Genomic DNA, 12,824 nt, shown 5'->3' with positions numbered 1-12,824 from the left:
TTCTGTGCTCCCTTACTTGGCGCCGGCCGCGGCCTTGTCGGCGTCCGGCTTCCAGACCGTGCCGATGGACAGGCTCTTGAGCTTCTTCTTGCGGCCGTACCAGAGGTTCACCAGGCCGCGCGAGAAGAACACGGCCGAGAACATCGAGGTAACGATGCCGATGCAGTGCACCACCGCGAAGCCGCGCACCGGCCCGGAGCCGAACGCCAGCAGCGCGATGCCGGCGATCAGGGTGGTGACATTGGAGTCCAGGATGGTGCCCCAGGCGCGGTCGTAGCCCGCATGGATGGCAGCCTGCGGCGAGGCGCCGTTGCGCAGTTCCTCGCGCACGCGTTCGTTGATCAGCACGTTGGAGTCGATGGCCACGCCGATCGCCAGCGCCATGGCCGCGATGCCGGGCAGCGTGAGCGTCGCCTGCAGCATCGACAGGATGGCCACCAGCAGCAGCAGGTTCACCGCCAGCGCGATCGACGAGAACAGGCCGAACAGCATGTAGTACACGCACATGAACACCATGATCGCGGCGAAGCCGTACATCACGCTGTCGAAGCCCTTCTGGATGTTGTCGGCGCCCAGGCTGGGGCCGATGGTGCGCTCCTGGATGATCTCCATCGGCGCGGCCAGCGAGCCGGCGCGCAGCAGCAGGGCGAGGTCGTTGGCCTCCACCACGTTCATCGAGCCCGAGATCTGGAAGCGGTTGCCCAGCTCGCCGTTGATCGACGGGGCCGTCAGCACCTCGCCCTTGCCCTTCTCGAAGATCAGCATCGCCATGCGCTTGCGGAAGTTCTCGCGGCTGACGTCGCGCATGATGCGGCCGCCCTTGGCGTCCATGGTCAGGTCGACCTTGGGCTGCTGGGTCTGGGAGTCGAAGCCGGGCTGGGCGTCGGTCAGGTTCTCGCCGGTCACCAGCACCTGCTTCTTGACGATGACGGTGCGACCTTCGCGGTCGAGGAATTTCTCGGAGCCGAAGGGCACCGGGCCGCTGCCGGTCTCGGCCGCGCGGCCCTCGGCGGACTCGTCCACCAGGCGCATCTCGAGGGTGGCGGTGCGGCCCAGGATGTCCTTGGCCTTGGCCACGTCCTGCACGCCCGGCAGCTGCACCACGATGCGGTCCAGGCCCTGCTGCTGGATCACGGGCTCGGCCACGCCCAGCTCGTTGATCCGGTTGTGCAGCGTGGTGATGTTCTGCTTCAGCGCGGCATCCTGCAGCCGGCGCGCCGCCTCGGGCTTGATGGTGGCCGTGAGGCGCCACTCGCTGCCTTCCTGGCTGTCGGTGGTCGCCAGGTCGGTGAACTGGTCCTGGATCAGTGCCTTGGTCGCCTCCAGGGCGGCGGCGTCGCGGAAGCGCACCTCGATGGTCTGGCCATTGCGCGTGACCGCAGCGCCGCGGACGTTCTTGTCGCGCAGGCCCGAGCGCAGGTCGTTGGCGAAGGACTCGGCCTTCTTGTCGATGGCGCCCTTCATGTCGACCTGCAGCAGGAAGTCCACGCCGCCGCGCAGGTCCAGGCCCAGGTACATGGGGTAGGCGCGCAGCGCGGCCAGCCAGGACGGCGAGCGCGACACCAAATTGAGGGCCACCACGTAGGGCGGGTCGCTCGGGTCAGGCACCAGCGTGCGCTGCAGTACGTCGCGCGCCTTGAGCTGGTCGTCGGTGGTGGCGAAGCGCGCCCGTACCGAGTTGGCGTCGAGCGTGATCAGGTCCGGCGCGAGGCCGGCCGCCTTCAGCGCTTCCGCCACGCGGCCCTGGGTGCCGGCGTCGATCTTGACGCTCGACTTGCCCGAAGACACCTGCACTGCAGGCGCCTCGCCGAAGAAATTGGGCAGGGCGTAGATCAGCCCCACAAGCAGCACGACGACGATGATCGCGTACTTCCAGACCGGATAACGGTTCATATTATTGCTCGCCCCCAGGCTGCAGGCACTGCGTGTCGCTTCGCCGACCCCCGACCGGGGGCGCTGCCGGTGGCCCGGCAAAGCCGGTTCCACGGCAGCCCACGAACGCGGCGCGCTACGCGCGGCCGATGGGGAAAAAAGTCACTGCGCATTGATTCCGGCCGGCAGGGGCTGCGGCGGAGCATTACTTGATTGCGCCCTTGGGCAGGACCTGGACAACCGCGCTGCGCTGCACCTGCACCTCGACGCCCTTGGCGATCTCGACCGTCAGGTACTGCTCGCCGATCTGCGTGATCTTGCCGAGCAGGCCGCCGGCGGTTGCAACCTCGTCGCCCTTGGCCAGGGCCTCGATCATGGCGCGCGCTTCCTTCTGGCGCTTCATCTGCGGGCGAATCATCACGAAGTACAGCACCACGAACATCAACACCAGCGGCAGCATGCTGCCGAGGGAGGACATCATGTCGCCACCACCGGCAGCAGCGGGCGCGGTCTGGGCGAAAGCGGAGGAAATGAACAAGGGAGTCTCCAGCAAGAGAGGAAGGTATGAGCGCGCACCCCGGCGGGGTTCGCGGTTCCGCGCAGCGCATGGCACGGGCCATGGAACAGGCGCACTAAAGCGGGGCCGGGCCCCGCACAGCATCGCGCATTGTATTCGGCGGCGTCCGGCCCGCCGGCGCTAAGCCGGCAGGGCGGGCAGGGCTTTCAGGGCCGCCGCGCCGGACGGCCCCGGCAGGAGCTCAGGCCGCCGCGCGGGCGCCCTGCGGGTCGCGCCACTTGGCCATCAGCTCGACCCAGCGGGTGCGCGCCGCCTTGAGGTTGCGCTCCTTCACATGGCCATAGCCGCGGATCTGCTCGGGCAGGCTCGCGATCTCCAGGGCCAGCGCATGATTGCCGGCATTCAGGCCGGACAGCAGCTCCTCGATGCTCGCGCGGTACTCGCCGATCAGCGCACGCTCGGTCTTGCGTTCCTCGGTGCGGCCGAAGGGATCGAGCGCCGTGCCGCGCAGGCCCTTGAGCTTCGCGAGCAGGCGGAAGCCGGTCAGCATCGCCGGGCCGAACTTCTGCTTCTGCAGCTCGCCCTTGGCGTTGCGCTGGGCAATGATCGGCGGAGCGAGGTGGTAGTTGAGCTTGTAGTCGCCCTCGAACATGCCTTCGACGCGCTCGAGGAAGCTGCGGTCGCTGTGCAGGCGCGCGACCTCGTACTCGTCCTTGTAGGCCATCAGCTTGAACAGGTAGCGCGCCACCGTCTCGGCCAGGCTGGTCTTGCCCAACGCCGCCTCGGCCTGCTGCACCTTGGCGACGAAAGCCTTGTACTGCCCGGCATAGGCGACGTTCTGGTAAGCCGCGAGGAACTCGACGCGGCGCGCCACCAGGCTCTCGACCGTGTCGCGCTTCTTGAACTCGACGACCTGTCCGGGCGAGACGCGCTTGCGCAAATCTTCCGGCCGCTGCGCCGCCTGACGGCCCCATTCGAAGGCGGCCTTGTTGTTGTCGATCGCGACCGCATTGAGCTCGATGGCGCGCATCAGCGAAGCATGCTCGAGCGGGATCCAGCCCTTCTGCCAGGCATAGCCGAGGATCATCGGATTGACGTAGATGGTGTCGCCCATCAGCGAGGTCGCGGCCGCATCGGCGTCGAAGGCGCCCAGCCCCGCGGTCCCGACGGCGCGCGCGATCTCGGCGGCACAGGCCTCCTGCGGGTTCTGCCAGTCGGCGTTTCGCACGAAGGACGCGGTCGGCGTGCTGTGGCTGTTGAGCGCCACGTGCGTGCGGCCCTCGCGCATGCGCGCCATGGTCTCGGCGTTGACGCTGACCAGCGGGTCGCAGGCCAGCACCAGGTCGGCCGCAGCCGTGCCCACGCGGGTGGTGCGGATGTCGTCCTGGGTGTCGCCGATCAGCACATGGCTCCAGGTCGCGCCGCCCTTCTGCGCGAGGCCGGCCGCATCCTGGGTGACGATGCCCTTGCCCTCGATATGGGCGGCCATGCCGAGCAGCTGGCCGATGGTGATCACGCCGGTCCCGCCGACACCGGCGACCACGATGCCCCAGACGTTGCCGCCGGCCAGCGAAGGCAGGGCCGGTTCGGACAGTGCGCCCATCTCGGCCGGCGTGGAAGCCTTGTTCTTCGCCTTCTTCTTGAGCTGCCCGCCTTCCACCGTGACAAAGCTGGGGCAGAAGCCCTTGAGGCAGCTCATGTCCTTGTTGCAGGTGCTTTGGTTGATCGTGCGCTTGCGGCCGAACTCGGTCTCCAGCGGCTCCACCGACAGGCAGTTGCTCTTTACGCTGCAGTCGCCGCAGCCCTCGCAGACCAGCTCGTTGATGACCACGCGCTTGGCCGGATCGACCGCCGTGCCGCGCTTGCGGCGGCGGCGCTTCTCGGTGGCGCAGGTCTGGTCGTAGATGATGGCGGTCGTGCCCTTGATCGCCCGGAACTCGCGCTGGATCTCGTCCAGCTCGTCGCGGTGGCGCACCTTCACGTCCTGGCCGGGCACGTTCACGCCCTCGTACTTCTCGGGCTCGTCGGTCACGATCACGACCTTGACTGCGCCCTCGGCATGCAGGCTCTCCGCGATCTGCAGCACCGAGTGGCCTTCGGGCCGCTCGCCGACCTGCTGGCCGCCGGTCATGGCGACGGCGTCGTTGTAGAGGATCTTGTAGGTGATGTTGACGCCGGCCGCGATGCTTTGGCGGATCGCCAGCAGACCGCTGTGGAAGTAGGTGCCGTCGCCCAGGTTGGCGAAGATGTGCTGGTCGGTGGTGAAGGGCTGCTGGCCCACCCACGGCACGCCCTCGCCGCCCATCTGCGTGAAGCCGATGGTGGAGCGGTCCATCCAGGTCGCCATGAAGTGGCAGCCGATGCCGCCCATCGCGCGCGAGCCCTCGGGCACCACGGTGCTGGTGTTGTGCGGGCAGCCGGAGCAGAACCAGGGCTGGCGCGCGGCGTCGGCCACGCCGACGGTCTGCGGCGCCGCCATCGCGCGCTCCTTGGCCTCGAGGATGGCGAGCTGGGCGTCGATGCGCGCCGCCATGTCCGCACCGGCCGCGGCCAGGATGCCGGTCGTCTTCAGCCGCTTGGCGATGGCCTTGGCGATCAGCGCAGGGTTCAGGTCGGCGTTGGCACGCAGCAGCGTGTGAGCCGTCGGATTGGGCATCGACCATTCGCCGCCCGAGTAGCCCTCGGCCTCGTGCACCTCGCCTTCGTCGAACTTGCCGACCACGTTGGGCCGCACGTCGGCGCGCCAGTTGTAGAGCTCTTCCTTGAGCTGGTACTCGATGACCTGGCGCTTCTCCTCGACCACCAGGATCTCCTGCAGGCCGGTGGCGAAGTCGCGCGTGAGCTGGGCCTCGAGCGGCCACACCACCGCCACCTTGTGCAGCCGGATGCCCAGCTGGCGGCAGGCGGCGTCGTCCAGGCCCAGGTCGATCAGGGCCTGGCGGGTGTCGTTGTAGGCCTTGCCGCTGGCCATGATGCCGAAGCGGTCGTGGGGCCCTTCGATCACGTTGTGGTTGAGCCAGTTGGCGCGGATGTAGGCCAGCGCGGCATACCACTTGTAGTGCATGAGCCGCGCCTCCTGCTCCAGCGCATGGTCGGGCCAGCGGATGTGCAGGCCGCCGGGCGGCATCTGGAAATCGGTGGGCATCACGATCTCGACGCGCTCGGGGTCGATCATCGCGGTGGCGCTCGACTCGACGATCTCCTGGATCGTCTTCATGCCCGACCAGATGCCGGCGAAGCGGCTCATGGCGAAGGCGTGGATGCCGAGATCCAGGATCTCCTGCACGTTGGTCGGGAAGAAGACCGGCGTGCCGCAGGCCTTGAAGATGTGGTCGCTCTGGTGCGCCGCAGTCGAGCTCTTGGAGATGTGGTCGTCGCCGGCCACCGCGATCACGCCGCCCCAGGGCGTGGTGCCGGCCATGTTGGCGTGCTTGAAGACGTCGGAGCAGCGGTCCACGCCCGGCCCCTTGCCATACCAGATGCCGAAGACGCCGTCGTACTTGTTGGTGCCCGGCGGCGCGAAGCCCAGCTGCTGGGTGCCCCATAGCGCGGTGGCGGCGAGCTCCTCGTTCACGCCCGGCTGGAAGACGATGTGCTGTTCCTTCAGGTACTTGCTGGCCTTCCACAGCGCCTGGTCGTAGCCGCCGAGCGGCGAGCCGCGGTAGCCGCTGATGAAGCCTGCCGTGTTCTTGCCAGCCTGCTGGTCGCGCAGGCGCTGCAGCATGGGCAGCTTGACCAGGGCCTGGACGCCGCTCATGAAGGCGCGGCCGTAGTCCAGTGAATATTTGTCGTCGAGCGTGACCGTTTCGAGTGCCTGGCGAATGTGCTGGGGCAGCGGTGCGTTCATCGTCGTTGTCTCCGTGGCTGTGCCTTGTGGGCGTGGCGGTTGGTGGGGGCGAGGCGATCGGGTAGGAACACTCCCCGCAGCCATCATGCTCGCAAAGTGTATGCCTGGCGCCTTGATAGGTGTTTGCGTTCTTTGCCCATTCAAGCCCCCTGTTTGAAAGGATCTTGCTTAAGATGCCCTCCTATGGAAAGCATTGACAAGTTCGACCTCGCCATCCTGCAAGAACTGCAGGCCGATGCGCGGCTCACCAACGCCGAACTGGCGCAGCGCGTGGGCCTGTCGGCCGCACCCTGCTGGCGCCGGGTGCGCGCGCTGGAGGCAGCCGGCTACATCCGCGGCTACCACGCCGAGATCGACCGCCACAAGATCGGCCTGGGCGTGCTGGCCTTCGTGCGCCTGGACACCGATCGCGCCACCGGCGAGGTCACGCGCAAGATCGAGGAGGCGATCCGCAAGCTGCCCGAGGTGGTGGCCTGCCACTACATCAGCGGCACCGGCATGTTCGAGCTGCAGGTGGTGGCCGAGGACCTGGACGGTTTTTCACGCTTCGCACTCAACAGCCTGATGCACCTGCCCAACGTGAAGGACCTGCACACCAGCTTCTCGCTCGGCGAAGTCAAGGCCAGCCGCGCGTTGCCGCTGGGCCACCTCGCGCGCAAGACCGGCAAGACCGGCCGGCCGGGGACCGGACAATAGCGGCACATGCCACCGATCTCGCCCGAGGAAACCCCCGTCGTCCCGAAGCGCGCGCAGCCGCCGCGCATCGGGCCCTTCGAGCCGCTCAAGCTGCCCGTGTTCCGCATGCTGTGGAGCACCTGGCTGGTCGCCAACATCTGCATGTGGATGAACGACGTGGCAGCGGCCTGGATGATGACCTCGCTGACCACCTCGCCGATGTGGGTCGCGCTGGTGCAGTCGGCCTCCACGCTGCCGGTGTTCCTGCTGGGGCTGCCCAGCGGCGCGCTGGCCGACATCCTGGACCGGCGGCGCTGGCTGGTCGCCACCCAGTTCTGGCTGGCCGGTGCCGCGATCGTGCTGTGCACCGCCGTGGTCCTCGATCTCATGAGCGCGCCGCTCCTGCTGGCCCTGACCTTCGCCAACGGCATCGGCCTGGCACTGCGCTGGCCGGTGTTCTCGGCCATCGTGCCCGAGCTGGTGCCGCGCACCCACCTGCCGGCGGCGCTCGGGCTCAACGGGCTGGCGATGAACGCCTCGCGCATCGTCGGGCCGCTGCTGGCCGGCACGCTGATCGCGAGCGCAGGCACGGTGTGGGTCTTCGGCCTCAACGCGGTGCTGTGCGTGGTCTCGGGCTTCATCGTGCTGCGGTGGCGGCGCGAGCACAAGCCGAACCCGCTGGGCCGCGAGCGGCTGATCAGCGCGATGCGGGTCGGCGTGCAGTTCGTGCGCCAGTCGCAGCGCATGCGTGCGGTGCTCACGCGCATCTCGATCTTCTTCCTGCACTCGACCGCGCTGCTGGCGCTCCTGCCGCTGCTCGCGCGCAACCTGCGCGGCGGCGGGGCCGGCACCTTCACGCTGCTGCTGGCCGCCATGGGTGCGGGCGCGATCGTGGCGGTGATGTTCCTGCCGCGCCTGCGCCAGGCGCTGGCGCGCGACCAGCTGGTGCTCCGCGGCACGCTGCTGCAGTCCGCCGCCACCGCCGTGATGGCCGTGGCGCCCAGCGCCTGGATCGCGGTGCCTGCGATGGTGGTCGGCGGGATGGCGTGGATCACGGTTGCCAACTCGCTCTCGGTCTCGGCCCAGCTGGCGCTGCCCGACTGGGTGCGCGCCCGCGGCATGTCCATCTACCAGATGGCGATCATGGGCGCCAGCGCCTTCGGCGCGGCGATCTGGGGCCAGGTGGCGGAGCTTTCCTCGCTCTCCATCACCCTCGGCATCGCGGCGGTCAGCGGCACCGCCTTCATGCTGCTGGCGCTTCGCTACGTGACCGACGGCGTCGGCGAGGATGACGACACCACCCCCGCCCGCAAGGGCTGGGTCAAGGGCCCGCCGGCCGAGGCGCCGGACGAGGACGGCCGGGTGGTGGTCACCGTCGAATACCTGATCGACCCGGCGCGCGCCGCCGCCTTCCACGTGGTGATGCAGCAGACCCGTCGCACCCGCCTGAGCCAGGGCGCGATCGGCTGGGAGCTGCTGCACGACATCGCCGAGCCGGGCCGCTACATCGAGGAAGTCGTCGACGAGTCCTGGACCGAGCATCTGCGCCGCTTCCACCGCGCCACCGCGGCCGACATGGCGCTGCGCGACCGGCGCCTGGCCTTCCACCAGGGCGAGACGCTGCCGGTGGTGACGCGCTATGTGGTGCGGCGCTGATCCTGCTGCCCGTGATGGGGCGAAGCGCCCGACAGCTTCCTGAAAGCTCCGCTCCGGCAGCATGGACGCTTTCGAAGACCGATGGAGACGACCATGAACGATCCGAAGCTCGCCGGGCCCCTGCCCCATTCCCTGGCCACGCGCCGCCACCTGCTCGGCTTGACGGGCGCCCTGGGGCTGGCCGCCCTCTGGCCTCACGATGCCCGAGCCCAGGCGGCCTGGCCGAGCAAGCCGGTGCGCTTCATCGTGCCCTTCGCGCCGGGCGGCAGCTCTGAGATCGTGGCGCGCTCGGTGGCGGCCGAGCTGTCGCGCACGCTGGGGCAGAACGTGTTCGTCGAGAACAAGCCCGGCGCCGCCGGCAACATCGCGATGGCCGAGGTGGCGCGCAGCGACGACCAGCACACGCTGATCCTCGGCCACATCGGCACGCTGGCCGTCAACCCCTACATCTTCGACAAGCTGTCCTACGACGCCAACAAGGACTTCAAGCCGGTCAGCCTGCTGGCCAAGGTGCCCAGCCTGTACGTCGTGCATCCCGACGTGCCCGCGAAGAACCTGCGCGAGCTGATCGCCTATGCGCAGGGCAAGCCCGGCAAGCTCAGCTACGGCTCGGCCGGCAACGGCAGCGCCGGCCACCTCGCCTTCGAGTACCTCAAGATGACGGCCAACATCTTCATGCTGCACGTGCCCTACCGCGGCACCGGCCCGATGCTGACCGACCTGATGGCCGGGCGGCTCGACGCCTCGGCGATCGGCGCGGCGGCGGTCCTTCCCTTCATCAAGGCCGGCAAGCTGCGCTGCATCGCCACCGGCTCGTCGGCGCGCCTGCCGCAGTTGCCCGAAGTGCCCACCGTGGCCGAGCAGGGCTTCCCGGGCTTCGAGATGACGCAGTGGTACGGCCTGCTCGCGCCGGCGAACCTCTCGGCCGCGAACCTGGCCAAGCTGTCGGGCGAAACCATGAAGGCGGTCAAGGCGCCGGCCGCGATGGAGCGGCTCAAGGGCGACGCCGCCGAGGCGATCGGCGACACGCCCGAGCAGTTCGCCAAGTTCATCGCCGGCGAGCAGGCGCGCTGGAAGAAGGTCATCACCCGGGCCAACATCAAGCCCGATTGACGTCGTCCGCGCATAGCATCCCGGCATGCGCATCCTGCTCGCCGAAGACGAACACACGCTGGGCACCTGGCTCAGCAAGGCGCTGGAGCATGCCGGCATCCAGGTCGACTGGGTGGACGACGGCCGGCTGGCGGACCGCGCCCTGCAGCAGCACGACCACGATGCGCTGGTGCTCGACCTCGGCCTGCCCGGCCTGGACGGGCACACGGTGCTGCAACGCCTGCGCGCCCGCGACCAGCGGCTGCCGGCGCTGATCCTGACGGCGCGCGACTCGGTGGACGAGCGGGTGCGCGCCCTCAACGCCGGCGCCGACGATTTCCTCGCCAAGCCCTTCGCGCTGGCCGAGCTGGAAGCCCGGCTGCATGCGCTGGTGCGGCGCGCGCGCGGCATCGAGCATCCGCGCCTGGCCTGCGGGCCGCTGGCCTGGGACGCCGCGCGCCGCCAGTTCCTGCTGCACGGCGAGCCGCTGCCGCTGACGCCGCGCGAGCAGGCCGTGCTGCGCGTGCTGGTGCAGCGCAGCGGCGAGCCCTTCTCCAAGCAGCAGATCCTGGAACGCGTGTTCTCCGACGAGGCGGACGTGCAGCCGGAGGCGGTCGAGGTGCTGGTCCATCGCCTGCGCAAGCGGCTCGATGGGCGCGGCGTGGGCATCACGACGCTGCGCGGTCTCGGCTATGCGCTGGAAGTGGGCTGAGCGGCTGCGCGAGGCCAGCCTGTGGCAGCGCCTCGCCTGGCTGCTGCTGCCAGTGCTGGTGGCGGTGACCGCGCTGGAGCTCTGGATGACCCGGCACGACGCGCTCGAGGCCGCCGACGCCGCCTACGACCGCTCGCTGCTGGGCGCGCTCAAGTCCATCGATGCCAACATCTCGACCGCCTCGGGCGGCCTGTCGGTGGAGCTGCCCTATCGCATGTTCGAGTTCTTCGAGCTCACCGCGAGCGGGCAGGTCTTCTTCCGCGTCGCCACCTCCGACGGCCTGGTGGAGTTGGGCAGCGCCGACCTGCCGGCGCCGCCGGGCACGCTCGCGAGCGGCGTGCCGGTGTTCTACGACGCGCCCTACTTCAAGGAGCCGGTGCGCTTCGCCGCCTACCGGCGCGCATTGGAGCAGGCGCCGGCCGGCAGCGAGGCGCGCAGCGTGCTCGTGCAGGTGGGCGAGAGCACGCGCTCGCGCCAGGAATTCACGCGCCGCTTCGTGCGCCGCGCGGCGCTGCGCGATGTGCTGGTGCTGGCCCTGCTGGTGTGCAGCACCGCCGCCGCGCTGGCCGCCGCCTTGCGCCCGCTGGCGCGGCTGGCGCGCGAGGTGCAGACCCGCAGGCCCGAGGATCTGGCTCCGATCGCCGACGCCGGGCTGCCCGCCGACATCCGGCCCCTGGTGGCGGCAGTCAACCAGCAGATGGCGCGCACCCAGGCGCTGGTGACGCAGCAGCGGCAGTTCCTCGACGATGCCTCGCACCAGCTGCGCACCCACCTCACGACGCTGCAGATGCAGGCCGACTACGCCCAGCGCGAGCAGGACGGCGAGCAGGTGCGGGCCGCGCTGCGCGCGCTGGGCGCGGAGATCGGCCGCGCCACCCGCAGCACCCAGCAGCTGCTGGCGCTGGGCCGCAGCGACACCGCCGCGCTGGAAGCCGGGCCGCTGGACCTGGCGGCCTTGCTGCGCGAGGTGGCGCTGGACTTCCTGCCGCAGGCGCGCGCCAAGCAGATCGACCTCGGGATCCACGCGCCTGCGCCCGAATTCCCGGCAGTGGCGGACCGCGGCCTGTTGCGCGAGGCGCTGGCGAACCTGGTGGCCAACGCGATCGCCAACACGCCCGCGGGCGGCACCGTGACCCTGTTCGCCGCGGCCGACGCGCAGGGCTTCAGCCTCAACGTGGAGGACGACGGCCCCGGCCTGAGCGCCGAGGAGCGCGCCCTGCTGGGCCAGCGCTTCCGGCGCGGCAAGCGCGCGGCCGGCGGCGGCTCGGGACTGGGCCTGGCGATCGCGCGCGCGATCGCCGAGCGCCACCAGGGTGCGCTGCGGCTGGAAGCGCGCGAGGCCGGCAGCGGGCTGCATGCCATCCTGTGGTGGCCGAGGACGAGATGAGCCCCATGCAAGGCAGGCCCACCTTTGCCCGCTCACGCCGCGCAACGCTGCGCGTGCTGTGCGCGCTCGCGGCCCTCGGCGGCACGCCCCTGCGCACCGCCCTGGCAGCGGAAGACGATCCCTCGAACGGCCCCGCCGAATGCGTGGTCCCGGCCAAGCCCGGCGGCGGCTTCGACCTGAGCTGCATGCTTGCCCGCGAAGCCCTGCAGGCGGTGCGGCCGGCGCGGCCGCCGCTGGCGCGCCGCTACCTGCCCGGCGGCATCGGCGCCGTGGCCTTCGACCGCGTCGCGACCGGACGCCTGGGCGGGCCCTCGACCCTCGTCGCCTTCTCCAGCGGCTCGCTGCTGAACCTGGCGCAGGGCCGCTTCGGGCCGCATTCGCCCTCGGCCGTGCGCTGGATCGCCACACTGGGCACCGACTACGGCGTGATTGCCGTGCATCGCGACGCGCCCTTCAGGACGCTCGCCGACCTGGTCGCCGCCCTGCGCCAGGACCCCGGGCGCCTGGCCTTCGGCGCGGGCGGCACCGTCGGCAGCCAGGACTGGGTCAAGGCCGCGCTGCTGGTGCGCGCCGCCGGGCGCGACCACAAGGCGATGCGCTTCGTGGCTTTCGAGGGCGGCGGCGACGCCCTGGCGGCGCTGCAGGGCCGGCACGTGGACGTGTTCCCGGGCGACGCAGCCGAGGCGCTGCAGGCCCAGGCCGGCGGCGCGCCGCTGCGCATCCTGGCGGTGCTGGCCGAGGCCCGGCTGTCGGGCGCCCTGGCCGGCATACCGACCGCGCGCGAGCAGGGCATCGAGCTGGTCTGGCTGACCGTGCGCGGCCTGTACCTTGGCGCCGACGCCCCCGAAAGCGCCGTGCGCGCCTGGACCGAGGCCTTCCGGCAGGCGGTCGCCAGCCCCGGCTATGCCGCGCTGCGCGAGCGCCATGGCCTGCACCCCTTCGAGCCGCTCACCGGCGCCGCGCTGGAGGATTTCGTGCGCCTTCGCATCGAGGATTACCAGCGCCTGGCCGGGGAACTGGGCCTGCGTCGCTGGTCGCGGTAGCATCGGGCTTCTGCCAGGGCGGG

At 70.3% G+C, this 12,824-nt stretch carries 9 protein-coding genes; 6 read left to right on the top strand and 3 right to left on the bottom strand.

Annotated features, from left to right (window positions below; all coding sequences use genetic code 11):
* Positions 1–12: 12 nt before the first annotated feature.
* From secD to AC3A6X_RS21900, 3 genes are all read right to left on the bottom strand, one after another.
* The gene (gene secD, locus AC3A6X_RS21910; RefSeq protein ID WP_309959489.1) at positions 13–1,893 is read right to left on the bottom strand and encodes a protein translocase subunit SecD; all 1,881 of its coding nucleotides are present in this window, start codon (positions 1,891–1,893) and stop codon (positions 13–15) included.
* Positions 1,894–2,077: 184 nt separating this feature from the next.
* Positions 2,078–2,410 (bottom strand): preprotein translocase subunit YajC, encoded by a 333-nt coding sequence (yajC, locus tag AC3A6X_RS21905; RefSeq protein WP_309959491.1) that lies wholly within the window; start codon positions 2,408–2,410, stop codon positions 2,078–2,080.
* Positions 2,411–2,630: 220 nt separating this feature from the next.
* Entirely contained in the window at positions 2,631–6,236 is a 3,606-nt protein-coding gene (locus AC3A6X_RS21900; protein ID WP_487844186.1) for an indolepyruvate ferredoxin oxidoreductase family protein, read from the bottom strand.
* A 183-nt stretch (positions 6,237–6,419) separates the two neighbouring features.
* On the opposite strand from AC3A6X_RS21900, the gene AC3A6X_RS21895 reads away from it, so the two are divergent.
* The 6 genes from AC3A6X_RS21895 (at position 6,420) to AC3A6X_RS21870 (ending at position 12,801) form a co-directional block, all read left to right on the top strand.
* A complete protein-coding gene (locus AC3A6X_RS21895) occupies positions 6,420–6,932 on the top strand; it encodes an Lrp/AsnC family transcriptional regulator (RefSeq protein WP_487844185.1) in 513 nt (170 codons plus the stop codon).
* A gap of 6 nt (positions 6,933–6,938) precedes the next feature.
* Complete coding sequence (locus AC3A6X_RS21890; RefSeq protein ID WP_487844184.1) at positions 6,939–8,567, top strand: MFS transporter; 1,629 nt, start codon at positions 6,939–6,941, stop codon at positions 8,565–8,567.
* A gap of 93 nt (positions 8,568–8,660) precedes the next feature.
* Positions 8,661–9,680 (top strand): Bug family tripartite tricarboxylate transporter substrate binding protein, encoded by a 1,020-nt coding sequence (locus AC3A6X_RS21885; RefSeq protein ID WP_487844183.1) that lies wholly within the window; start codon positions 8,661–8,663, stop codon positions 9,678–9,680.
* Between the two features lie 25 nt (positions 9,681–9,705).
* Positions 9,706–10,371: a response regulator gene (locus AC3A6X_RS21880; RefSeq protein WP_487844182.1), complete on the top strand. Its 666-nt coding sequence runs from the start codon at positions 9,706–9,708 to the stop codon at positions 10,369–10,371.
* Positions 10,352–11,758, top strand: coding sequence for a sensor histidine kinase (locus AC3A6X_RS21875; protein WP_487844181.1), 1,407 nt, complete (start codon positions 10,352–10,354; stop codon positions 11,756–11,758). Before AC3A6X_RS21880 ends, AC3A6X_RS21875 begins: the two co-directional genes overlap by 20 nt.
* The gene (locus AC3A6X_RS21870; RefSeq protein ID WP_487844180.1) at positions 11,755–12,801 is read left to right on the top strand and encodes a Bug family tripartite tricarboxylate transporter substrate binding protein; all 1,047 of its coding nucleotides are present in this window, start codon (positions 11,755–11,757) and stop codon (positions 12,799–12,801) included. The genes AC3A6X_RS21875 and AC3A6X_RS21870 overlap by 4 nt, the downstream gene beginning before the upstream one ends.
* Positions 12,802–12,824: the final 23 nt, after the last annotated feature.

It is taken from the genome of Variovorax sp. Soil_C_12, from assembly GCF_057657375.1.
This window is presented reverse-complemented; position numbering and strand designations above follow the sequence as displayed.